18 protein-coding genes are annotated in these 24,955 nt (G+C 41.5%); 6 read left to right on the top strand and 12 right to left on the bottom strand.

Annotated elements, in window-relative coordinates; genetic code table 11:
* Window positions 1-33: 33 nt before the first annotated feature.
* The 6 genes from ACFQZX_RS15325 to lpdA all read right to left on the bottom strand — a co-directional run bounded on the left by ACFQZX_RS15325 (window position 34) and on the right by lpdA (window position 6,288).
* Window positions 34-591 (bottom strand): hypothetical protein, encoded by a 558-nt coding sequence (locus tag ACFQZX_RS15325; protein ID WP_377116949.1) that lies wholly within the window; start codon window positions 589-591, stop codon window positions 34-36.
* Window positions 592-930: 339 nt separating this feature from the next.
* Complete coding sequence (locus tag ACFQZX_RS15320) at window positions 931-1,455, bottom strand: DUF6705 family protein (protein ID WP_377116947.1); 525 nt, start codon at window positions 1,453-1,455, stop codon at window positions 931-933.
* 119 nt (window positions 1,456-1,574) lie between these two features.
* Window positions 1,575-2,099: a hypothetical protein gene (locus tag ACFQZX_RS15315; RefSeq protein ID WP_377116945.1), complete on the bottom strand. Its 525-nt coding sequence runs from the start codon at window positions 2,097-2,099 to the stop codon at window positions 1,575-1,577.
* A gap of 285 nt (window positions 2,100-2,384) precedes the next feature.
* Window positions 2,385-2,900 carry a DUF6705 family protein gene (locus ACFQZX_RS15310; RefSeq protein ID WP_377116943.1) on the bottom strand — a complete coding sequence of 172 codons (516 nt, stop codon included), beginning with the start codon at window positions 2,898-2,900 and terminating at the stop codon, window positions 2,385-2,387.
* 7 nt (window positions 2,901-2,907) lie between these two features.
* The gene (locus ACFQZX_RS15305) at window positions 2,908-4,539 is read right to left on the bottom strand and encodes a hypothetical protein (protein ID WP_377116941.1); all 1,632 of its coding nucleotides are present in this window, start codon (window positions 4,537-4,539) and stop codon (window positions 2,908-2,910) included.
* A 345-nt stretch (window positions 4,540-4,884) separates the two neighbouring features.
* Entirely contained in the window at window positions 4,885-6,288 is a 1,404-nt protein-coding gene (gene lpdA, locus ACFQZX_RS15300) for a dihydrolipoyl dehydrogenase (RefSeq protein ID WP_377116939.1), read from the bottom strand.
* Window positions 6,289-6,584: 296 nt separating this feature from the next.
* On the opposite strand from lpdA, the gene ACFQZX_RS15295 reads away from it, so the two are divergent.
* The 3 genes from ACFQZX_RS15295 to ACFQZX_RS15285 all read left to right on the top strand — a co-directional run bounded on the left by ACFQZX_RS15295 (window position 6,585) and on the right by ACFQZX_RS15285 (window position 11,035).
* On the top strand, window positions 6,585-8,450 hold the full coding sequence (locus ACFQZX_RS15295; RefSeq protein WP_377116937.1) for a CocE/NonD family hydrolase: 1,866 nt from the start codon (window positions 6,585-6,587) through the stop codon (window positions 8,448-8,450).
* A gap of 78 nt (window positions 8,451-8,528) precedes the next feature.
* Window positions 8,529-10,190, top strand: a complete 1,662-nt coding sequence (locus ACFQZX_RS15290; protein ID WP_377116935.1) for a M1 family metallopeptidase — start codon at window positions 8,529-8,531, stop codon at window positions 10,188-10,190.
* A 149-nt stretch (window positions 10,191-10,339) separates the two neighbouring features.
* Window positions 10,340-11,035 carry a head GIN domain-containing protein gene (locus tag ACFQZX_RS15285; RefSeq protein WP_377116933.1) on the top strand — a complete coding sequence of 232 codons (696 nt, stop codon included), beginning with the start codon at window positions 10,340-10,342 and terminating at the stop codon, window positions 11,033-11,035.
* Window positions 11,036-11,139: 104 nt separating this feature from the next.
* Here the strand turns inward: ACFQZX_RS15285 and trxA are convergent, their stop codons facing one another.
* From trxA to dnaE, 4 genes are all read right to left on the bottom strand, one after another.
* Window positions 11,140-11,460 carry a thioredoxin gene (gene trxA / locus ACFQZX_RS15280; RefSeq protein ID WP_377116931.1) on the bottom strand — a complete coding sequence of 107 codons (321 nt, stop codon included), beginning with the start codon at window positions 11,458-11,460 and terminating at the stop codon, window positions 11,140-11,142.
* 176 nt (window positions 11,461-11,636) lie between these two features.
* Window positions 11,637-11,933 carry a type II toxin-antitoxin system RelE/ParE family toxin gene (locus tag ACFQZX_RS15275; protein WP_377116929.1) on the bottom strand — a complete coding sequence of 99 codons (297 nt, stop codon included), beginning with the start codon at window positions 11,931-11,933 and terminating at the stop codon, window positions 11,637-11,639.
* Between the two features lie 5 nt (window positions 11,934-11,938).
* The gene (locus tag ACFQZX_RS15270) at window positions 11,939-12,172 is read right to left on the bottom strand and encodes a hypothetical protein (protein WP_377116927.1); all 234 of its coding nucleotides are present in this window, start codon (window positions 12,170-12,172) and stop codon (window positions 11,939-11,941) included.
* A 55-nt stretch (window positions 12,173-12,227) separates the two neighbouring features.
* Window positions 12,228-15,818: a DNA polymerase III subunit alpha gene (gene dnaE / locus ACFQZX_RS15265; RefSeq protein ID WP_377116925.1), complete on the bottom strand. Its 3,591-nt coding sequence runs from the start codon at window positions 15,816-15,818 to the stop codon at window positions 12,228-12,230.
* 224 nt (window positions 15,819-16,042) lie between these two features.
* Here dnaE and ACFQZX_RS15260 point away from each other — a divergent pair, with 224 nt between their 5' ends.
* The 3 genes from ACFQZX_RS15260 to ACFQZX_RS15250 all read left to right on the top strand — a co-directional run bounded on the left by ACFQZX_RS15260 (window position 16,043) and on the right by ACFQZX_RS15250 (window position 23,922).
* Window positions 16,043-21,157 carry a translocation/assembly module TamB domain-containing protein gene (locus ACFQZX_RS15260; protein WP_377116923.1) on the top strand — a complete coding sequence of 1,705 codons (5,115 nt, stop codon included), beginning with the start codon at window positions 16,043-16,045 and terminating at the stop codon, window positions 21,155-21,157.
* Complete coding sequence (tamL, locus tag ACFQZX_RS15255; protein ID WP_377116921.1) at window positions 21,154-23,412, top strand: translocation and assembly module lipoprotein TamL; 2,259 nt, start codon at window positions 21,154-21,156, stop codon at window positions 23,410-23,412. The genes ACFQZX_RS15260 and tamL overlap by 4 nt, the downstream gene beginning before the upstream one ends.
* A gap of 66 nt (window positions 23,413-23,478) precedes the next feature.
* Entirely contained in the window at window positions 23,479-23,922 is a 444-nt protein-coding gene (locus ACFQZX_RS15250; protein WP_377116919.1) for an aspartyl protease family protein, read from the top strand.
* Window position 23,923: 1 nt separating this feature from the next.
* Here the strand turns inward: ACFQZX_RS15250 and ACFQZX_RS15245 are convergent, their stop codons facing one another.
* Together ACFQZX_RS15245 and ACFQZX_RS15240 are read right to left on the bottom strand one after the other, a co-directional pair.
* Window positions 23,924-24,592 (bottom strand): hypothetical protein, encoded by a 669-nt coding sequence (locus tag ACFQZX_RS15245; protein ID WP_377116917.1) that lies wholly within the window; start codon window positions 24,590-24,592, stop codon window positions 23,924-23,926.
* Window positions 24,589-24,927: a PadR family transcriptional regulator gene (locus ACFQZX_RS15240; protein ID WP_377116914.1), complete on the bottom strand. Its 339-nt coding sequence runs from the start codon at window positions 24,925-24,927 to the stop codon at window positions 24,589-24,591. Before ACFQZX_RS15240 ends, ACFQZX_RS15245 begins: the two co-directional genes overlap by 4 nt.
* Window positions 24,928-24,955 lie beyond the last annotated feature (28 nt).

The following is a 24,955-nucleotide window of genomic DNA, read 5'->3' as shown; positions in this document are numbered from 1 at the left end:
TTTGTTATACTAAATATCAACAGGGCATAAATCTTAATTTTGTGAAAAAACTGCTATTGGTGTTAATAAGGTGCAATCAATCTGACTTGTCTTTTTATCTTCTCCTTCAAACTCCATTAATCTCATTAACGCTGCATCGGTTCCATTATTAACGCCCTTTTTGTTAACAATACATCCAGCTTCCATCTGATAAATAAATGGCAGTATAAATGGTTTACTTTCTACTGGCCTGTTGTTAACTTTCTTAGGATTCCACAGCCCGCTTGTTGAAAGGATAAGTTTTGTTAAAATATTTCTGAAAACTGGAGGAGTATCCTTATTTTCTGAAAATGATAACTTAGTTACATTACCTGCCGAATCAATCGAAAATTTTGCAAACGTAACAGATATCAAACAAACATTTAAGTCGTGTTTCTTTCTGATTTTATCCAACTCAGTCAAAAGAAACTTGCGTAACGCAGCATCTCCGGTTTTAAATTTGGCTTCCTCTATACTTGTTTGGCCAAATGATGTCGTTGGAGTAAGACAAAATATAAGCAGGATTATTTGAAAAAATAATAGCTTATTCACAACTGGTTCCTTTGACGCCATCTTTAAAAGTTTTATTTGTGTTTACTATATCACTTAGTGTTAGGTTGCAAGCTAATATTACGAAAATTCGTTATTGCTGGTTGGCACTAACAACTTTAGGGCAGGTAGGAGGATCGACCGAACAACTTTGTGATGGCGGTGGCGGCAACCCGTCATCACCGGGCGACAGCGGTGGTGGCACATAGTTAACCGCCACCAGCTTAACTTAAAGTTTTAAAAAAACGACGTAACGCTTATCATTAATGTTGCTGCACAGGCTTAACAAGCTGCTGATCATATATGCCCAGTTTTTATAACCCGCATAAATAAAAACCCAGTTAAGGGCTTTTATGCTATTTTTTAATTTACTTTCTTAAACATGGCTTGTAAGGGTAACGAAAAGGAGTAGTCATAGGTACCAATATGAATACCTTCATTATTGCTGAGTTGCCACTTTGCAATGTTTTCCTGGCCGCTCTGTATTTCAAATGTCACAGTGCCTCGTTTTGATTTTTTACCTAAGTCAGTTATTAAGAAATCGATTTTATTGTTATTCAATTTCTTATCAACAAAGCCACCTGCCCTTATTGGTTTTATAGCTGAAGAGGATTGTAAGATCTGCTCTCCTTTTTTTAAAATATAATCACCTACAATTACATCGATATAAAAACCATTACCAGAGCCTTTATTATATTTTTTCTCCAAAATCAAATTGATAGTAAATATGGTATCGTTACTCGTATATTGCCACTTACCCGTAAATTTTTTTAATTCCTGTTGAGCAAGGTAGGGTATATTTGATGTTTGACCCTTTACACAAGACAATGTCGTTATAAGAATTAATGTGAAAAGATATTTCATAGTTCGATCTAATTTTTTTGCCATTGTTAGTGTTGTCAACTAACATATTTCAGCGCTGGCAGACAATTATATTTCCTTGCCTGCCTAATTAAAGCCTTTTAACATATTATCAAAGTCGGCAAATGTTTGATTCGTTTTCCGCCTTAGAATTTAATAAGTGGAACCAAATAATCTACGGCAATATAATTTTTATACTGTGAGCCTGTGAATGACGCTTTTATTTGTTGCCGGAGTAAACTATCAATATGTTCTAATTCATTAGTTGTTATAATCGTTCCATCTGATAATGTGTAATTAATATCTGTCAATATTCCAGTCGTTTCGAAAATAAAGCTGATAGCAATTTTTTCCTGATTTTCATGAAGTCGCTGTCTTTTTGCCTTCAAGACATCATTTATAATGTTATTCACTTTGGCAATGTCAACATGTATATCTGATTTTCGAAAGGGAATATCTGAACCGTCCTTTCGCGATGGAAGCGGTCCTTTGTATTTATTTTTCTCAGGAAAGACAGATATTGTCTTTGAGTCTTTCAATAAGAATTTAGATTTCATTATTTTAAATTTTTGATTATTTACCGTAGTAGTGCCTTGAACTATTTTGTTTTGAGCACAACTGGAAAGAGTTTGAAATATCACAATTAATAAAAGAAGAATATTACTTTTCATATTACTGACAGTTTGATTTGAATAATAGATTTACCAATGCCGTTGGCGCCAAAGATATTGTAGCACTTGCAGACAATTATATTACTCAATGGTGGCTTAATAACCAGTATTACTCAGGCAACCAGTAACATCCATTTAAAGTTGGCTAAAGATTTAGAGGATGACAAGACTCTATTGAAGCTTTTGCACAAGCTCAACGAGTTGATAACTATACCTTACCGGTAGTCCATGAAATGTAATGAATGGTTCGTCAAGCTACTAATTATTAAGATTATAGCTTATAATTTATAGCACCTTTTTTAATATCATCGAAGTCGGAACTGAAAATGTTAGATCAAATTTCTCGTCGCCAACAATTACATGCTCAGTATTGGTTAGTAACCATTCAGCCTTGCCGAGTTGATTTGGCGATAACTTAAAAGTTACATTGCACCTTTTCGAATATTTTCCTACATCCGTAAAAATAAAGTGTAATGTATAAGGGTCATTTTGATTTTCCAAACTTCCACTGGTAATTGTGACATCCTGACTATTTAAATCACTAATGACCTTTCCTTTTTTTATCAAAGAATACTTACCCTGCACTAAATCTATATAAAAGTTATTATTACCTCTGTTTATATGAACTTTTTCTTTATAGAGTTGTAAAGTCAAGGTAATGGTATCATTACTAAACTGCCATTTACCCTCAAATTTTTTCAAGTTAGGTTGAGCAAGATAGTTATTGCCTGAAGACTGTCCAAGGGCTCTAAAGCAACAAAATATTACTAATATTATAAAAAGTGTTAAATATTTTCTCATTTGTAATTTATTTACAGTTAATAATAACAATTGAATCATTAATGCCATTCGTTTCCTTTAAGGTATATGTATCCCATGATGAAAAGGTGTTATTGCCTTTTAAAATCGTAAGGCCCGAATCTTGCAATGCAGATAACAGAGCCATTTCATGGGCTGTAACCTTGTCTTTGCCTGTAACTTCATACGTAATTTCTTTATTAGAGTAATATAATTCGAATTGTTTAAAGTTCGCATCATTATTCAAATTACCGGCAGCAAACGTTGCAAATTTGGCAGGGTCATTCACTTTCATTATATAAGTTGTCCCACTGGCTGTTACTACACCAGCGGTAAACGTACTTATGTTAGCAATTTTATTTTTCTGTTGTAAATCATAAATCGCTTTAACATCGGTACCAGAAAATGTAGGTAATGTACCCGTGTAATGTGTATGTATGTATCCTGAGAGCGGTGTTGTAGGTGATAAACTTATAAAGGCTTGCCCAGCAGGGCCCTGAACAGCTTTGTAAGAGCCACTTGCATCAATAGTGTATCCTGTTTCGTAGGATAAAGTAACCTTAGATTTCAAATCATTCATTTTGCTTTTAAAAGCAGCGTCCTGCACTAATTTTTTTGCTTGCGCACATGGATCTTCTTCCACAGGACAAGGCTCCCTCGGAGGATCGACCGAACAACTTTGTGACGGCGGCGGCGGCAAGCCGTCATCACCAGGCGGCGGCGGTGGCGGCACGTAGTTAACCGCTACCTTATTGCCATTGTCAACTGATGCTACTGCAGGCGGAATACATGGGCGTATTACCGGTGGCCCGGGGTGGCTGCCTGCAGGGCAAGGTGGCGGCGGTGGTGGCGGCCCACTACCTCCGCCGCCTTGTCCGGAGCCGTCATCTACCATTGTACAGGTCGTAGTCAGGTATTCATCGTACCAGTACTCTCCATCCTTATAATAAACAATGTACCAGTCGGTACACTCTTGTTTCATATAATTATCTTTCAGATCATCTGTATGTACGCTGTTTATCTGCTGGCTACCGGCTTTAACCTCAGGTGTACCTGGTTCCATCAGTTTACCGTTGTTGTAACCATATCCTCCAAGGTAATCGCCTTTTGGGGTAAAATATAGTACGCTACCCGTAAAATCAGCATCATGTTTACGGTAAGTATTGTGCCCTAATTTACTCAGATCATTACCTACATAGCTTGAGTCGGCAACTATGGTCAAAATGTAGGCATTATACTTGGTACTGTCATGTATCACTAAATAATAACTCCTACTGTACTTAGGGTTAAAGCGTTTGGTATTAAGTTTTACGCTTGATGCAAACTTCGACGCCGGGTCTATAGGCATTTCGATAACGCTTTCCCCGTTTCTGATATAAGCGTTAGGATGCTGCCAATCGGGTTTAATCCATTGCGTAAGGTCATGATTTTTGCCGGCGCCTTGGGTTTGCAACCCGCCACTTATTTTGTTGGTCACGGGAAAGGTGTTTTCATACCATGCCCTGGCTTCGTCGATCTGGGAGTTTGATTGTGCCTGACTGTTATTGTTGTCTTTTCTGCAACTATAAATTATCAGCGCAGCAATCAAAAAAGTAAAAAATAATGGCAGTTTGAGTAAGGTTGTTTTAGGTTTAAGTGTCATTGCAATAGATAAGGTTGATTGCGTATCAGTTAATATCAAAGACTTAATTAACCCTCACATATTAACTTCCCTAAGATATACACTTTTAGTTAAATACCAAGCATTTTAAAAATATTTAAATTTTGAAAATTTAGCAAGAAGCTATTGATGTGTATAATAGCCAACAGCCACACTTATCCGCGAAAATCAATACTGCAAAGTGCTTTAAATAACAATCCCGGCTGCTTTAGTAGCCGGGATTGTTAAAGACGCTGACACTGTAATGTCAGCCAAATTATGATATATCTGATTTATATATATTTACGCATGTTCACGGTGTTCACCTGTGTATTCGTGAACATCTATCTATATATGGATAGCCCTGTTTTCGGTAGCGGCTAAACATGCTTCGCGCATAGCTTCGGTATAGGTAGGGTGCGCGTGGCTTGCACGGGTCACATCCTCTGCCGATGCACGAAACTCCATCGCTACTACAGCCTCTCCAATCATATCAGCAGCCCGCGGGCCGATCATGTGTACGCCTAATATTTCGTCGGTAGTGGCATCTGCCAATACTTTCACAAAGCCGTCGGTATCGCCGCTGGCACGCGCACGGCCGCTCGCTTTGAATGGGAATGAGCCTGTTTTATATTTAACGCCCTGCTCTTTTAATTGCTCTTCGGTAAAACCTACGGCAGCAACTTCAGGCCAGGTATAAACAACGCCCGGTATCAAGTTATAATTGATGTGTGGCTTTTGCCCGGCAATGATCTCGGCAACAAAAGTACCTTCATCCTCTGCTTTGTGTGCAAGCATAGCGCCTTTAATTACGTCGCCAATAGCATAAACACCTTTAACGCTGGTTTCCAGGTGCTCGTCAACGGTAATCTTGCGTCCACGTTCTTCAACGGTAAGTCCTATCTTGTCTAAACCTAAACCATCGGTATAAGCAACGCGGCCAACCGCTACCATACAGTAGTCGCCTTTAAGCTCCTGCTTTTCGCCTTTTGCATTATCAAAGGTTACGGTTACTTCATCACCTTCAACGGTGGCACCGGTTACCTTATGGTTTAGGTAAAACTCCATGCCCAGCTTTTTAAGCACTTTCTGCAGCTCGCGGCCCAAGGCTTTATCCATTGTTGGGATAATACTGTCCATAAACTCAATCACAGAAACTTTAGCCCCTAAACGCGCGTATACCGAGCCCAGCTCCAAGCCAATAACGCCGCCACCAATCAATATAAGGTGCTTAGGTACTTCTGATAATGTCAAAGCCTCGGTAGAGGTGATGATGCGTTTCTTGTCAATTTTAAGAAAAGGCAGGCTTGATGGTTTTGAACCTGTAGCAATTATCACTTTTTCGGTGGTCAGCTCAGTAGCTGTGTCATCAGCCTTTGTTACAATGATGGTGTTTTTATCTTTGAACGAACCAACACCCTGGTGCACATCAATTTTGTTCTTCTTCATCAGGTAGCTGATACCGCTGGTATTGGCATCAACAACTTCCTGTTTGCGTTTGATCATCTGGCCGAAATCAATGCCCAAGTTCTCCAGCTTAATGCCATGGGCAGAGAAAGCGTGGGCAGCGTTGTGATAATGTTCAGATGAATCGAGCAGTGCCTTTGAAGGGATGCAACCTACGTTAAGGCAGGTTCCTCCAAGTGTGTTATATTTTTCAATTATAGCAGTTTTTAACCCAAGTTGGGCGCAGCGAATGGCGGCTACATAACCACCCGGGCCAGACCCTATAACGATAACATCATATTGCATAGTAGTGTATTTTGGTGGCCAAAGTTAACGATTATAAACCCCTTAGTAAACAGTATTTTGATTTAATGTACTGAGGCTGACAAAGCCTAACAATTATCACCAGGCGACCGCACAATTAACAGCTTAGAGCGTTACCCCCGGTCCGCGCTATCCGCTTATACTGCACAGGCTTTAGCCACATTGCTGGTATCCGCTGCTATCGCTAACGCATATAGCATTGTAACAGTATTAACACCAGTTAGCTTATTTATAATATACTTAGTAAATTACGCTCATAAACTATTCTGACTGACAATATGAAAAAATTTTACGCTTTATTGCTTGTTTTAAGCACCGTCTGTTGTGGCGCTTTTGCACAGAGCAGCTATGTAAAAGAGCATTACACCAAAAAGGATGTGTACATCACCATGCGCGATGGTATAAAACTTTTTACATCTATTTACACACCTAAAGACGCTGCCAAGGATAAAAAGTATCCGATGATTATGCAGCGCACCTGCTATAGTATTGCACCTTATGGCGAAACTAAATATCCCGGCCAGGTAGGTCCATCTAAATTTATGATGGAAGAAGGCTACATATTTGTTTACCAGGACGTTCGCGGGCGTTACAAAAGCGAGGGCACCTGGACCAACATGACGCCTGTTATTGATAACAAGAAAAGCAAAAAGGACGTCGACGAAGGTTCTGACACTTATGATACTATCGACTGGCTGATAAAAAATGTGCCTGACAACAACGGTAAAGTTGGCCAGTGGGGCATCAGTTATCCTGGTTTCTATACTGCTGCCGGTATATTGAGTAACCACCCGGCGCTTAAAGCTTCATCGCCGCAGGCACCTATTTCTGATTTCTTTTTCGACGATTTTCACCACAACGGGGCTTTTATAGAAGGTTACTTTTTTACTTTCCCGGTGTTTGGCATCCAGAAAAAGGATACTACGTCAACCAGTTGGTTCCAGAATGCCATGTTCAACCCCGGCACACGCGATGGCTACCAGTTCCTGCTTGATTTAGGCCCGCTAAGCAACGCCGACAAATATTACAAGGACAATTTCTTTTGGCAGGAAACAATCAACCACCCTAATTATGATGAGTTCTGGCAAAAACGAGGCTTGTTAAAACATTATAATAAGGTAAAACCTGCCGTAATGCTGGTAGGCGGTTGGTTTGATGCCGAGGACCTGACCGGCCCCCTGGCTATTTATAAAACTATCGAAAAGAAAGACCCGAATGCTTATAATACTATAGTGATGGGGCCGTTTGGCCATGGTCGCTGGTCGCGCGAGACGGGGCATACCATGCACAGCAACGTTTATTTCGGCGACAGCATTGCTACCTTTTATCAAACACAAATGGAGCAAAAATTCTTTCATCACTTTTTGAAAGAGAACGGCGACAAAAACTCCGGCCTGCCCGAAGCCTACATGTACGATACCGGTAAAAAACAATGGGATAAGTTTGATAAATGGCCTTCCCCTGCTGCTACGCATGTCAAATTTTACCTGAACAGCGATGGCAAACTGGCCGATACAGCACCATCTGCTCAAGGCAGCACCAGCTTTATGAGCGATCCGCTTAAACCGGTGCCTTATACCGAAGACAACACCACCACTATGGGCTTTACGCCGCATAACTACATGAGCGAAGATCAGCGCTTTGCCGGCCGCCGTACTGATGTGCTGGTTTTCCAGACTGATGTATTGAATGATGATATTACCCTTGGCGGCGAAATAATGGCTAACCTAAAGGTGGCTACAACCGGCAGCGATGCAGATTGGATTGTTAAGCTGATAGATGTTTATCCTGCTGATGAAAAAAATAACCCATACATGCCTAATAAGAACATTATTTTAAGTAATTATTGGCAAATGGTACGTTCGCAGATCATGCCCGCACGTTTCCGCAACAGCTTTGAGAAGCCTGAGGCTATGGTACCAAACCAAAAGACCGACGTCAACTTCCACCTGAACGATGTACTGCACACCTTTAAAAAAGGCCACCGTATCATGATACAGGTACAAAGTACCTCGTTCCCGCTGTATGCGCGTAACCCACAAAAATTTGTAGAAAATCCGTACAAAGCAGTAGCCAGCGATTATCAAAAAGCTACGCATACCGTTTTCAACGATAGCTTTATTGATGTGGAAGTTTTAAAATAATATAGTGAGTGATGAACAGAGAATGGTGAGTGGTCGCCATTTCAACAATATTCAATTTAATAATACTGATTCAGAAAAATGAAATTATATCAAAAGCTTATCAGCTTTTCAATGCTGGCATTAGCGCCAGCCTTAGCCCATGCCCAACTCGGCGAGCATAAAGAAACCTTTACCCGTGCGGATACCCTGCGCGGTATGCTTACACCGTTGCGTACTTGTTACGATATCAATTATTATCACCTTGATGTGAAGTTCGATATAGAAAACAAGTTTATAAGTGGCAATGTGCTTTTTAAATACACCGCCACACAGGATTTTAATAAATTGCAGTTCGACCTCTTCTCTAATCTAAAAGTTGAAAAGGTATTGTATAAAGGCAAGGAAATACCCTATTCCCGCGAGTACAATGCTGTATTCATTACATTTCCTCAAACTATAAAAAATGGCAGCAAGGATGAATTTACTGTATTTTATTCGGGCAACCCAACTATTGCCAAGCGTGCTCCCTGGGATGGGGGTGTAGAATATAATATAGATTCACTTGGGCATAACTGGGTATCTACGGCCTGCCAGGGCATTGGCGCCAGCATTTGGTGGCCAACTAAAGACCATCAGGCCGACGAGGTTGATAGTGCACTGATCAGCATTAGCGTACCTAAGGGTTTAAAGGATGTAAGCAACGGCCGGCTGCGTAAGGTAACTCAGTTAAAAGATGGCTATACCCGCTTCGATTGGTTTGTAGCCAATCCTATCAATAACTATGACATTGAAGCCAATATTGGCGATTATGTACATTACAGCGATACTTACATGGGCGAAAAAGGCAAGCTTACAATGGATTTCTGGCCCTTAAGTTATAATTTAGAAAAAGCCAAAAAGCAATGGGGTGACAATGCCAAACCTATGCTTAAAGCTTTTGAACACTGGTTTGGCCCTTATCCGTTTTACGAGGATGGCTATAAATTGGTAGAAACCCACCATTTAGGCATGGAGCACCAAAGTGGCACAGCTTACGGTAATCATTATCAAAACGGCTACCTTGGCCGCGACTTATCAGGTACAGGCTGGGGCCTGAAATGGGATTTTATTGTAGTGCATGAGAGCGGCCATGAATGGTTTGGCAACAACATCACTTCAAAAGACGTAGCCGATATGTGGATACATGAAAGTTTTACCAATTATAGCGAGTCGTTATTTATTGAAGCTAACTGGGGCAAGCAGGCCGGCCAGGAGTACGTGCACGGCACCCGCATGGCTATACAAAACGATGGCCCCATTGTAGGCCCTTATAACGTTAACAAAGAAGGGTCGGGCGATATGTATTACAAGGGCGGTAACCTACTGAACATGATCCGCACGGTTATTAATGATGATGAAAAATGGCGCAGCATTTTACGTGGGCTTAATCAAACTTTCTATCATCAAACCGTTACTTACGATCAGGTTGTGAATTATATCAATGAGCAAAGCGGTAAAAATCTGAGCGCTATATTTGAGCAGTACCTTAAACATGCCAACATCCCTACACTGGAGTTTAATACTATAAACGGCAAACTGATGTGCAAATGGATAGCGGATGTCCGCAAGTTTGATATGCCTGTTCGTGTACGGTTAAAAGGCGGCGAATATCAGTTCATCAACCCCAAAACACGTTATACACCTGTTACAATAGAAGGCGCAACAAAAGATAATATAGAGGTAGATACCTTTAATTATTACATCGGGGTATTAATAGAGTAATGATATCGTTTCATTAGTGAGATGGAGCAAACTCAGCATGTACGCTTATATTCTGAGATTTGCTTCACTCTTGTTCATAATGACATTTATTTTATCTCTCCTGCAACTTTTCTGATACAATTGCATCTAATAGTTAAACAACTAAAACGATGAAAACACTAAAAACTTTTTTAATGGCGGGCATTTTAGTTGCCGCCGCAGGCGTTGCCAAAGCGGATGTGCAGGACCGCCATCTCAGCGGCTTTAATGCAGTGAGCATTGCCGGCTCTTACGATGTGTATATTACGCAGGGTTCATCAGAATCTGTTAAAGTGGATGCACCATCAGATATAATCGACAAAATTGTAACTGAGGTTGAAGGTGGTGTGTTGAAAATCCACACCAAAAATAACACCAGCTGGAATTGGAGCGGCAATAAAAAAATGATAATATATGTAGGTATTAAAAACGTTAACGCCGTTAGCCTTGCTGGCTCTGGCGATGTTTATTTTAAAGACGGGTTAAAAGCGCCTTCATTGAAACTTAAACTTACAGGCTCCGGCGATATTAGCGGAAAGGTAGATGTTAAAAACCTGGAGAGCAGTATTGGAGGTTCTGGTGATATCACTGTATCAGGTCGTGCAGATAACTCTGTAGTCAGCGTAGTGGGCTCGGGAGATTTCACCGGCCAGGGCTTGGCTACCCAAAATACACAGGTTAAAGTTGCCGGCTCGGGCGACGCACGCATTAACGCGTCTGAAAAGATAGAAGCATCCGTTGTAGGCTCGGGCGATATCCATTATACTGGTGCGGCTAAAGACATTTCCAGCTCAAAAGCCGGCAGCGGCAGCGTGAGCAGGATGTAAATTATAGATAAAGGATAATAAGAGTAAGGATAAAAGATAAAGACTCATAATAACAAGGAAGGCCCCGAATAATTGGGGCCTTCCTTGTTATATCTCTGTTTAACTTATGCTATTTGTTTGCTTAATTTATCGGCAAGTATTGATTTTGGTACAGCGCCAATTTGCTTGTCAACAATTTCGCCTCCTTTAAAGTATAATAAAGCAGGGATATTGCGGATGCCATACTTCATTGATATACCGGGATTATTATCAACGTTTACTTTACCTACAATAGCTTTGCCTTCGTAGTCTTTGGCAATTTCTTCTACTACAGGGCCAACCATTCTACAAGGGCCGCACCATTCTGCCCAAAAGTCTACCAATACCGGTTTATCTGATTTAAGAACAAGTTCTTCGAAGTTTGCATCAGTTATTTCTAAAGCCATGATTTCTATATTTTAAATATGTTATACAAATATATACTAATCAAAACGCTTGCCACAAGTGCATGCATGACAATGTGACAATGAGATTATCAACAATTACAAACCTGACAGAAACTTTATTTTATAATGGCTTAGCAGGGTTACTTTTTGTGTGGAAAAAGCATTACACTTATTTGTTACCGTTTAAGCTTTTTAATAGGATTTCTTTTGGTATGAAAGATTGATATAATTAATATGAGCTGCCTTTGGGGATAAAATTTATAAATAATAAGATATGGAAAGTCGTTTATTTTACATTCTCTGATATCATACTTTTTTGCAGGATATAACAATGGGGTCGTTGAAATAGATGATATCTTTCGATCTGAACACCTTTCAAAGCGTTCTCCTAAACCAGGCAATCGCTGTTCGTACCAAGCATAAGCATGTTGATATTCAGCATCTGCTTTTGGTTCAAATTCAATATTGTACACAATTGCTACTTTGCTGATTTCGCTTTATTTTTTACGTCCATCCAGGATATAGTGTGTGTCTTGCCTGCTTCAAAATCCTCTACCCGGTTTTTCATCTCTTGCAAAAAACCTTCATCCTCCCATAGGTCAAGCTCTTCAACAATATCGTCTTCTACCATTGTATATATTGCCTCCAGCTTTTTGTCGTCTGCAAAGCGAATATATTCATGTAACCTTTCCCGGATCGCTTCAGTAGTCATGTATATTTTGTTTAAACAAATCTACCTTATAATAATAAAGATAACAAATCGCATCTTACTGCAGTACCGCCCTTGCATTCGTCAGGTTATATATCTCTTCCATTAGGTCATCACTTGGGCTGACCCTGAATTGTTTTGAAGACAGATCGACAGACATGGCCTCTTCGCCATCCATGATCTTAAAGCGCAACTGGCAATTCCGGGCAGGATATTTCTCATTGTTAACGTTAACTACTTCCAGCAGGTTATCAAGCAACTGATTATTCAATGCCCGCACATCTAAACACACCGTTAAAGATTTGCTGAGCTTATCGCGCATTTCAGATAACAGGCACATAGTAGTAATGCGCAGGTCCCAGTTATCTTTCTGGCGGAACTTTTCTTCGATGTTGCCTTTGATGTGCAGAAAATAACCATCCACCATCAGGTTACGGAATTTTACATAATCCTCACCAAAAAACGCGAACTCGTAAGAGTCGTTATAATCCTCCAGCACAAATGCCCCAAACGGTTTACCCATTTTGGTAAATTTATGCTGCACACTGGATACCAATCCTCCAATACATATCTCTCCTCGCTTGCGCAACTCGGCAAATTTGGCCATCACATCCTCCCCCCCTTCGCCGGAGCGTGCCTTTTGCACCACCTTTAATTCGGTGATTGTAGTATTGCAATACTTATCCAGTTCCAGCTTATAGTTATCCAATGGATGTCCGGTAAGATAAATGCCAATTACATCTTTTTCGTATTTCAGCTTTTCTATCAAACCCCATTCTTCAGCTTCGGGCATGGTAGGCTCTGGTATATATGATGCTACCGAACCGCCAAACAGCGATGCCTGTGAGCTGTTCTGGGTATTCTGGTAATCGTTGGCATATTTTATCAGGCGCTCTACACCGGTTAAAAGGCCATTTTCAGTTTTAGCGAAGAATTGTGAACGCTTTAAGCCAAAGCCATCAAATGCGCCGCCATAAACCAGATTCTCGTACGATTTACGGTTAACATTACGCGTATTTGATCGCTGCGCAAAATCATACACAGAGGTATACGGTCCATTTTCTATGCGCTCTTCAATAATACTTTCAACAGCTTTCTCGCCCACACCTTTAACACCTGCCAAGCCAAAGCGGATAACGCCGTTTTTGTTAGCCGTGAAAGACATATAACTTTCGTTAATATCCGGGCCCAACACCTCAATACCCATGCGGCGGCACTCTTCCATAAAGAAGGTGATCTTCTCCATACTGTTCTGGTTGTTCAATACCGCTGCCATATACTCCGCAGGGTAATGCGCCTTCAGATAGGCAGTTTGATAGGCTACAAACGCATAACAGGTGGAGTGCGATTTATTGAACGCGTATTGCGCAAAGGCTTTCCAGTCAGTCCATATCTTGTTCAGTTTATCTTTAGGGTGGCCTTTAGCCATTGCCCCTTCCATAAACTGGGCTTCCATTTTATTAAGTACCTCTATCTGCTTTTTACCCATTGCCTTACGCAAAACGTCGGCATCGCCCTTACTAAAGCCTGCCAGCTTTTGCGATAAAAGCATCACCTGCTCCTGGTATACAGTAATACCATAGGTTTCGCCCAGGTATTCTTCCATATCCGGCAAGTCGAACACAATTTCTTCCTGCCCGTGCTTACGCTTAATAAAGTTAGGGATGTACTCTATTGGGCCCGGGCGGTAAAGGGCGTTCATGGCTATTAAGTCCTCAAACTTATCGGGCTTAAGGTCGCGCAGGTACATTTGCATACCATCACTTTCAAACTGGAACGTACCATTGGTATCCCCACGCTGGTAAAGGGCATAGGTTTCCTGGTCGTCCAGCGGAATGTAATCGATATCTATCTCAACGTTATGGTTTTGTTTGATCAGGCGGAGGGCATCCTTAATAATGGTAAGGGTTTTAAGGCCCAAAAAGTCCATCTTAATAACGCCGGCATCCTCAATCACACGGCCGTCATACTGGGTAACTAACAGATCGGAGTCCTTAGCTGTCGCAACAGGGACAATCTCTGTTAAGTCGTAAGGCGCGATGATAATACCCGCGGCATGCACACCAGTATTACGTACCGAGCCTTCCAACTTTTCAGCCTCGCGTAATACTACCCCTTTCAAGTCGTTCGACTTGTAGATCTCCTGTAACTCTGGTACCTGTTCTATTGCCGTTTTAAGGTTAATCCCCAGGGTTTCGGGTACCAGCTTTTTAAGCGCGTTCACCTCGCTTAGCGGCATATCCAATACACGCCCAACGTCCTGTATACTGGTACGGGCAGCCATAGAGCCGTAAGTAATAATTTGCGCTACCTGGTTTTTACCATACTTATCTACCACATAATCAATCACCTTTTGCCGACCAGAATCGTCAAAATCGGTATCTATATCGGGCATGCTCTTACGATCCGGATTAAGGAAACGCTCAAAAAGCAGGTTATACTTCAGCGGATCGATATTAGTGATACCTATACAATAGGCCACAACAGAACCTGCCGCCGAACCACGGCCGGGCCCAATAAATACACCCATATCGCGGCCTGCCTTAATAAAGTCGGCCACAATCAGGAAGTATCCCGCAAAACCCATGGTGCGAATGGTGAAAAGCTCGAAGTTGATGCGCTCTTCGGCTTCGGGGCTGATATCTTTATAACGCTCCTTAGCACCCATAAAAGTAAGGTGCTTAAGGTATTCCCATTGGTTCAGCGTATCGGCATCAGGCGTAATTTCGCTATGTATCTTGAACTCCTGGGGGATTACGTAATTAGGCAGCAGGATATCCCGTTTCAGCTTCAAGGTTTCCACCTTGTCAACAATCTCATTGGTATTATCTAACGACTCGGGTACGTCATGAAACAACTTACCCATTTCGGCCTGTGTTTTAAAGTAAAACTGGTCGTTAGGGAACCCGAAGCGATAACCTTTACCACCTTCTTCGTCGGTAGCTATCGGGGTGCTTTGCATATCGCCTGTGTTTACACAAAGCAAAATATCGTGCGCGTTAGAGTCCTGCTGATCCACGTAATGCGAATCGTTTGAACAGATTACCTTGACACCATATTTTTTGGCAAATTTAAGCAGTGTGTTGTTGATGATCTCCTGCTCGTTTATCTCATGGCGCTGTAACTCTATGTAATAATCTTCACCAAAAAGATCCAGCCACCATTTAAATTCTTTTTCAGCGGCTTCTTCACCGTCGCGCAAAATGGCCTGCGGTACGGATGCACCTATACAACAGGTAGTGGCTATAAGCCCTTTATGATATTTTAAGATCAGCTCCTTATCAATACGGGGCCATTTGCTGTAAAGGCCTTCCATATAACCAAGCGAGCACAACTTCACCAGGTTTTTATACCCTTCAGGGTTTTTAGCTAAAAACAGCTGGTGATAACGCTTATCTTTTTTCTCTTTAGAAAACTGTTTAACATGCCTGTCATCAACCACGTAAAACTCGCAGCCTACAATGGGTTTAACGTTATGCTTACCAGCTTCGGCAACGAACTTGAAAACGCCGAACATGTTACCGTGATCGGTAATGGCAAGGGCTTTCATTCCATCGGCAGCGGCCTTTTTATATAACTTGGATATATCGGCGGCACCGTCGAGCAGCGAAAACTGGGTATGTACGTGTAGATGCGAAAAATCGGGCATGGCAAATCTGGGTCAACTAATCTCGTGGATTACAAAATTACAAATTGAGATGGTGTATCCGACAAGCATTGGTAATTTGTTTTTAACATTTTACCCATTTGCTTTGTGACTACTATCACATATTCTTTACAAACAATTTAGTTTTAAACCGTGTTAAAAACCATACAATCATCGATAGCATGCTATTTGTACAACTATAAGTAATAACCATAACCTTTACTAATTTGGAACGATTTGGACGTATAGCCCTTAAAACTATTCTTTGGATTATCGCTAGTGTCATCTTTTTGGTGTTACTTGTAGTAATTTTGATACAGGTACCTGCTGTGCAAAATTTCGCGAAAGATAAGGCCGTAACTTTTTTGCAAAATAAAATCCACACCAAGGTCGAGATAGGCCATATAAGCCTTGGCCTGCCTAAAATGCTGGTACTTGAAGATGTTTATTTTGAGGATCAGAAAAAGGACACGCTTATAGCTGGTGATAAACTTAAGGTAGACATCTCTATGCTAAAGCTGTTAAAAAGCCAGGTAGAGATCAATGAAATTAACCTGCAAGGCATAACTGCCAAAGTAAGCAGAAACGCCGACAGCACCTTTAACTTCGACTATATTTTAAAGGCATTTGCCGGGGAACAAAAAAAGGAACCTAAGCCAGAGGATACTACCTCTACCATGAAGTTTTCGATTGATAAGATCATCCTTGATCGCATCAACCTGGCTTATAAAGATGTCACTACGGGTAACGATATTAAATTCCTGCTTGGCCATTTTGATACCCGCATTAAAGATTTTGACCTGGATAAGATGAAATTCACTATCCCGAAGATCAATCTGAGTGGTATAAACGCACGCATTATTCAAACGCCGGCCGGTTCTTCTATACAACAGGCAGCAACTATTGATACGGCTACTACCCCGCTTAATCTTGACCTTACCCTGGGTGATATAGATGTATCCAAGGTTAAGGTTGACTACCGCAGTAACGAGATGAAGGCTAATGTTGATTTGGGCAAATTTTTGGTGAGTATGGATAAAATAGATATGAAAAACCAGCACGTAGGTATCAAATCTATCACACTGGACCAAACCACCGCCGGCCTGATCCTCGCAAAACCCACAACTGTTGCAAAAGCGGTCGACAAAACAGTAAAAAAAATTGATACACTTACCTCCCGTACCCAGGCCAAAGGATGGACCGCTGCTTTAGGTAAGATTACCTTTACTAACAACAACATTAAGTTTGATAACAATGCGCAGAAAGCCCTGCCCCGCGGCCTGGATTTTGCGCACATGGGTATTAAAAATTTAAATGCCGATGCTGAAAATATAGTTTATACACCCGATACCATTTCCGGCCGTATCAACTCGTTTACATTTACAGAGAAAAGCGGGTTAGCAATAAATAAGTTCCATACCAGCTTTTTCTACGGCCCTAAAAACGCTTACCTGAAAGATCTGCTGGTAGAAACGCCCCGCTCAATCATTCAAAAAAACTTAGAGGTAGGTTACCCATCTATCGAGTCGCTTACCAAAGACCTGGGCAAGCTAAGCATCAATGCAAACCTGGATGGCAGCAAGCTTGACCTTAAGGATGTATTGCTGCTGATGCCTACTATGGCATCTATGGAGCCGTTTAAATCATCGCCTAACTCGGTCATCAAGATCAACGGGCGTGTAAATGGTACGGTTAATAACCTGAGGATCCCTAACATCGAGATAAGTGGTTTTGGCAATACCTATGTAAAAGCTTCGGCCACCATGCGCGGCCTGCCTGATGTTGAGAAATCATATTTTGACCTTACTATAAATGATTTCCGCACAACGCGGTATGATATAGCACGCCTGGTGCCTAAAGGGACGATACCGCCAAACGTAAGCATACCCGAAAACATGGACCTTAAAGGCAACTTTAAGGGTAGCATGAAAAACTTTAATACTAAAATGGCATTGCGCAGCAGCTACGGCGCTGTGGACCTGACCGCCCAGATGCGTAGCGGAAGACGCAAAGGCAGCGAAACTTATTCGGCTAATATTAAAGCAAACAACTTAAATGTAGGTGCCTTAACCAAGCAGCCTCAAACAGTTGGCTTTATTACGTTAAGGGCAAATATCAGTGGTGCAGGGCTTGATCCTAAAACTGCCAGCCTTAAATTTAATGGCGACGTAGTGAGCGCCAATGTAAAGGGTTACACCTATCGCAACCTGGTAATGAAAGGATCGGCAAGTAACGGCAGTTACGTTGCCAACGCCCGTATGCGCGACCCTAACATTAATTTTAGCCTGGATGCCAAGGCTAACATGAACAAAAAGTATCCATCAGTAAACGCTACTTTATTGGTAGATAGCATTGACCTGCAAAAACTAAATTTTGTTAAGGACCCTATGCGTTTTCATGGAAAGATAATTGCTGATGTGCCAACTGCCGATCCGGATTATTTAAATGCTAACATTTTAGCTACCGATTTATTGGTTGTAAATAAAGGTGAGCGTATAGCTTTAGATACCGTAAGCCTTATCTCAACCGCTAATGCCGATAGCAGCACCCTGCGCTTTAAAACACCAATTTTTTATGCGCACATGGCCGGCAAGTATCAACTGACACAAATTGCGCCCGCCATACAGGATGTAATAAACAAATACTACGATACCAACCTGGCAGCCGGGGCTAAAGCCGGGCCAACGGTTAAATACTCACCACAGCAGTTTACCTTTGATGCACGTTTTGTTAAAACGCCTTTGGTAACCAAATTTGCGCCCGACCTAAAACAGCTCGACCCGGTTTTGTTCAACGGTAGCTTTAACAGCACCTCGGGCGAATTGATCGTTAACGGCTCGGTACCGACTGTAGTATACGGCACAAACACTGTTAACAACATGAAACTGGCAGTAAACACTGGTAACAATGCGCTTAACTATAACCTTACTGTAGATGAAGTTAAAGTTGGCTCATCGCTTGACCTGTTATACACCAGCATTTCTGGTAACGCTCAAAACAACAAACTGGGCATCAGCCTGCAGATAAGAGATAAAGAACGTAAGGAGCGTTATCGCATAGCTGGTATATTCAGCGCTTTACCAAACGAATATCAGTTCAGCTTTTTACAAGACGGCCTTTTACTTGACTACACTGCATGGAGCGTAAATGCGGACAATGCCCTGCAGTTTGGCAACAAGGGTATACTTGCACGTAACTTCAGCATCACTAACAATAACCAGGTGTTAAGCGCCAACAGCTCTGGTGGCATGAACTCACCGATAACCGTTGATTTTAAAAACTTCCAGATAGAAACCCTGACCAAGCTTGCGCAGCAGGATTCATTACTGGTAGGCGGTACAATAAACGGCAATGCGGTGGTAAGCAATTTCCAGAAGTCGCCTGTGTTTGAATCCGCGCTTAATGTCAGCAATTTTAGTTTCAGGGGTGATACCGTGGGTAACATCGCTTTAAAGGTTAACAATCAAACTCAAAACGCTTTTGCTGCCAATGTAAGCATAACAGGTAAAGGCAACCAGGTTGATCTGAACGGTTTGTACTATACCACTCCAGAGAGCCGTTTTGACATGAACCTTAATATTGTTAACCTGAGTATGAAGAGCATCCAGGGCTTTTCATTCGGTGCTATACGTAACTCAAGCGGTAATATTACCGGGGCATTAAAGATCACGGGTACAACCAGCGCCCCGGCTGTACGCGGCGATATCAATTTTAATAAGGTAGCCTTTAACGTATCTATGCTTAATTCCTACTTCACCATGCCTCAGGAAAGCATAACATTTAACGATGAAGGTATCCGCTTTAACGATTTTACACTGGTGGATTCTACCAATAGCAAAGCCGTTATATCGGGTTCAATCTATACTAAAACCTATACCGACTTTAAGTTTGGCATGAATATACGTGCTAATAATTTCAGGGTGATCAATTCTACTAAAGCAGATAACAAGCTATTTTATGGAAAACTGTTTGTAGATACCGACATCAAAGTGCGTGGCGACATGGCCAAACCGGTTGTTGATGCGACTTTAACCGTAAACGAAAAAACCGATCTGGCTATTGTACTGCCAACCAGCGACCCTGGTGTTGAAGACCGTAAAGGTGTGGTGGAATTTATTGACCAAAGTGCTCCCAATACCGATTCAATTCTTATTGCCCGTCAGCTCGACTCGCTTAAACAGTCGGAAGTTACCGGATTAGATGTAAACGCAAATGTAAATATTGATAAGAATGCCAACTTTACCATCGTGGTAGATGAGCGCAATGGCGACATTGTACAATTGAAAGGTGAAGCTCATCTTAACGGCGGTATCGACCCAAGCGGTAAAACCAGCTTAACAGGTACTTACACAGTTAATCAGGGTTCATATAATCTGTCGTATGCTACAGTGTCCCGTAAGTTTAATTTTAAACAAGGAAGCACCATTACCTGGACAGGCGACCCTACAAGTGCCAATATCGATCTGACAGCTACTTATGTAGCCAATGTCCCTCCTATCGATCTGGTAGCTAATCAGATCGACCAAAACTCCACCATGTACAAGCAAAAGCTTCCGTTTAACGTAAACCTTAACTTAAGGAACGAATTGATGAAGCCGGACATTAGCTTTGATATTGTACTGCCCGACAGCAATTACAACGTATCTGCCGAAGTAACCAATACGGTAGAAACCCGTTTGGCCCAGGTAAGGTCTGATCCTAACGAAATGAACAAACAGGTACTGGGAGTACTGGTACTTGGCCACTTTATTGGCGACAACCCATTGCAAAGCCAGGGGCCAAGTGCCGGTGTTGAAGGCGCCATCCGTAATAGCGTAAGCGGTTTGCTTACCGATCAGTTAAACAGTCTTGCGGGCGACCTGATACAAGGTGTCGATTTAAATTTCGGTGTTACATCCGGCGAGGACTACTCTTCCGGAACTCCTACTAACCGAACAGATCTGAACGTTGGGTTATCCAAACGTTTCCTTAACGACCGGTTGACGGTAAGCGTTGGCAATAATTTTAATCTGGAAGGCGCGCAGGCCGGCCAAAAAACATCAAACATCGCTGGTAATGTTTCGGTTAATTACAAACTGAGTAAAGACGGCCGGTATTCCTTACGGGCTTACCGCAAAGACGAGTTTGTGGTGATCCAGGGGCAAATTATTGAAACCGGCATCGGTTTCTCGTTAACTGTAGATTATAACCGCTTCCGCGAAATATTCCGTAAACGCTCACCTGAAGAGAAAGCCATGCGAAAACGCTATAAAGAGGAACAAAAAGAAAAAGAAAGACAAGAAAAAGAACAGCAGCAGAAAGATAAAGAGCAGCGAGAAAAAACCCAGACCTCAACAATATGATCAAACGTTTAATATATTTATCGTTCCTTGCCTTGGTATTAAATGCCTGCAGCACTACAAAGTATCTACCTAAAGGCGAAAAACTTTATACAGGTGGCGAAGTAAAGGTTGATGATAAAGCTATACCTAAAAAAGATGCGAAAGCATTAAGCTCCGAACTCAAAACATACATCCGCCCTAAACCAAACTCATCCCTTTTAGGAATGAGGATAAAATTGTGGCTATACTACAAAACCAAAAACCGCAGTAACTTTATACAAAAATTTCTGAGCAAATACGGCGAACCGCCCGTATTGGCCAGCCAGGTAGACCTGGAAAAAAACAGCGAGATAATGCAGAACCGCCTGCAAAACATCAGCTATTTCCAGGCGACAGTGAGCGGTGATACCATTGCTAAAGAAAAAACGGCCAAGGCCGTATTTACAGCCAGGACCGGCCCTTCTTACACTATACGCAATGTAACTTTCCCCAATGCCACAGATAACAACCTGGATACAGCTGTTAAAGGGACGATGAAAGAAACCTTTTTGAAAAAAGGTGATAAGTATAATTTGGATGTAATTAAAAATGAGCGTATCCGTATTGATACACGTTTGAAAGACGAAGGCTTTTACTTTTTTGCACCCGAACAATTAATTGTTAAGGTTGATAGTACTATTGAAAACCATCAGGTGGATATGATAGTAAGTATTAAGCCTGAAACACCTGCAGAGGCACGTGAAATATATACTATCAGAAATATTTATGTGTACCCTAATTACTTTTTACGCGATACCAACCTTCATTTGGATAAAGCCGTACCTTACCGATGGTATAATTTAATAGACCCGCGTAAAACCGCAAGGCCGTATATGTTTGCTAACACCGTATTGCTGCATCCCGGCGATGTGTATAGCAGGACAACCCATAATAATTCGCTTAACAGGTTTATCAATTTAGGCCCTTACCGCAATGTGAAAAATAAGTTTGAGGATGTAACACCCGATTCGCCAAAGCTTGATGTTTATTATTTCCTTACACCATATAAACGCAAGTCTTTACAATTAGAGCTCTTAGGGCGTACTACCTCTGCCAACTATACCGGCTCGCAAATCAACCTGAGCTGGAAGAACCGTAACGCCTTTAAAGGTGGCGAACTGCTTACTGTTACATTATTTGGAAGTACCGATGTGCAGGTAGGTGGCCAAAACAGCGGTTATAACGTTTATCAATATGGTATACAAACCAGCCTGTCATGGCCAAGGCTAATCACTCCATGGAGGGTAAGTTCCTCTAACGCTTATATACCCCGTACTGTATTGCAGTTAGGGTACTCATCTGTAGTAAGGCAAAAGTTATATTCGCTTAACTCATTTACCGGTTCATTTGGTTACCAGTTTAAAACTGACGAACACAGAATGCATGAGCTGAACGTGCTTGAAGCCACCTACGTTAAACCGCGTAATATTACTCAATTGTATGCTGATAGTATCAAGAAGTCAAATAACCCTGCGCTTAAGCATGTTATTGATCCGCAGTTTACATTAGGGCCAAGTTATGCCTACACTTATGATAACACAACCGAAGATTACCGTACCAATAGCCTTTATTTCCGTGGTAAGTTAAGTTTATCTAACAATCTTTACGGATTGATTACAGGCGCGGATACGCTTGCAGGTAAAGACAAAAAGCTTTTTGGTACCACTTTCAACCAATATGTTAAGGCGGAAAGTGAGATTCGATTCTTCCATAAAATAAGTTCAGGTACCAAAATAGCTACAAGGTTGTTAGCTGGCGTAGGTTTACCTTATGGCAACTCAACCATTTTACCATACAACCAGCAATTTTTTATAGGTGGCCCTAATAGTTTAAGGGGGTTCAGGCCAAGATCTATTGGCCCGGGTACGGTTGACCCTACCAATGCGGATGGTAACACGTTTATTGCCGATCAGTCGGGCGACGTAAAACTGGAAGCTAACGTAGAGATAAGGCAAAAACTTTTCAGCATTGTTTACGGTGCGTTATTTGCAGATGCCGGTAACATCTGGAACGCCAAACCACACCAGCCAGGCGGTACTTTCGGCCCTAATTTCCTGAAACAACTGGCTGTAGATGCTGGTTTTGGTTTAAGGTTTGATGCCACGATACTTGTTCTGCGTACAGATCTGGGCTTCCCGCTGGTAAGGCCATTCCCATCTGTTGATGGCGCTTCGCGCACGATAAGCCCAAGTTTTAAAAACGCGATACTTAATATTGCTATCGGTTATCCATTTTAATTCCATTAGCTTAACTTTTATATTTTTGAGCCGGCAAATTATAATTGCCGGCTTTTTATTTGATCAATGGCTGAGAAACGAATAAAGAACAAAATAATAATCCCCCTTACCATTATTGATCTTCATGGAGATGGCTATCATCCGTTAGTAGATATAGTGGTATTTGGCCTGGCATTTAAAGTCGTATTAGATACCGGTGCCTCACGCACAGCTTTTGATCATCAGTTACTTATTGAAGCCAATACCGAAGCTGCCATTACTGCCAGCGACAGACTATCAACGGGGCTGGGAACTAATAGTATGCAATCGTCAACCGCCATTATACCAAACATTAGTATAGGCGACTTTATTATTCCTGAAATTGAAGTGGCCGTGCTCGATCTTTCAACCATCAACCATGCTTACAGCCAGATGGGGCACCCTCAGGTGTTAGGTGTATTGGGCAGCGATGTGCTTGTGAAATACAAGGCTGTTGTAGACTTTGGTAAAAAGAAGCTGCTGCTTAAATAACTTATTTGGCAAACTTAAATTCATCGTTATAAAGCTTAATTATAGCTACGTTATAAATCACACCCAAAGTGATGAAAATCGCAGGAATAATATAGCCGCTACCTCCCCATATTACGTTAAATATAAATGTAGCCCCAAGTTTTGGCAGCCATAATATCAATGCTCCTGAAAGCCAAACCGGAAACCACGCTGTAAAAACAAAACCCTTATCGCGTGCAGAGCCTGTCCTGTCGCCAAAAGCATAGCCAACTTTAAAATTCCTGAACAGAGCAAGTAACGATGGACAAAAAGCAATTGCTACTACTATACCTTCTATAGTTGCAGGTGGTAGATGCAGCGTGTTAAGCACAAAGTATATGGCTGCACCAAATGGCAGGTAGTAAAAAACAACCGGAGTCTTTAACTGCTCGATAAAAAAATTACGGAACTTTTTATTGCAATCATCTGCAATAGATGAAGCGATCCTTTTCTCAATATCAGGCAGTTTGTTGTGCCCCCCAAAATCCTGATTTATGATATTGTTTACAGCATCCTGAAAATCAATATCCTCAGGCTGATGCTCTAAGGCAGACAGGATATGATCGAAGATCTCTTCAAAGCTTTCCCTGAACTTGAGTTCCTTTCTCAGATAATCCTTCAGGTTATTTAATTGTTGGGATGTAGGTTTCATTTGGTTGTTGATCTAAGATTTAACAGTACTTGTAATTGGTCAATAAATGCCTGGGCCTCTTTTAACTTGTTCCGTACTTCCTTCCCACCCTCCTTTGTAAGCCGGTAATATTTTCTTACGCGGTTATCAACCACTTGGGTATATGTCTCTAAAAATCCATCAGCTTCCAGTTTATGCAAAGCAGGATAAAGCGCCCCCTCCGTCAGCAAGAGCTCTCCATCCGACAGTTCTTTTACTTTCTGAGTGATTTCATAACCATACATTTCACTGTTATCTTCCAATAACTTTAGTATAATGGTTTGTAAACTGCCTTTAAGCATTGAATTTGAAGCCATAGATCAAATATATAACTTTTATATATAC

Origin of the sequence: Mucilaginibacter litoreus (genome assembly GCF_042676805.1) — a bacterium.
Classification (GTDB): domain Bacteria; phylum Bacteroidota; class Bacteroidia; order Sphingobacteriales; family Sphingobacteriaceae; genus Mucilaginibacter; species Mucilaginibacter litoreus.
Note: the sequence above shows the minus strand (reverse complement) of the source record. Positions and strands in the feature narration are given on the sequence as shown.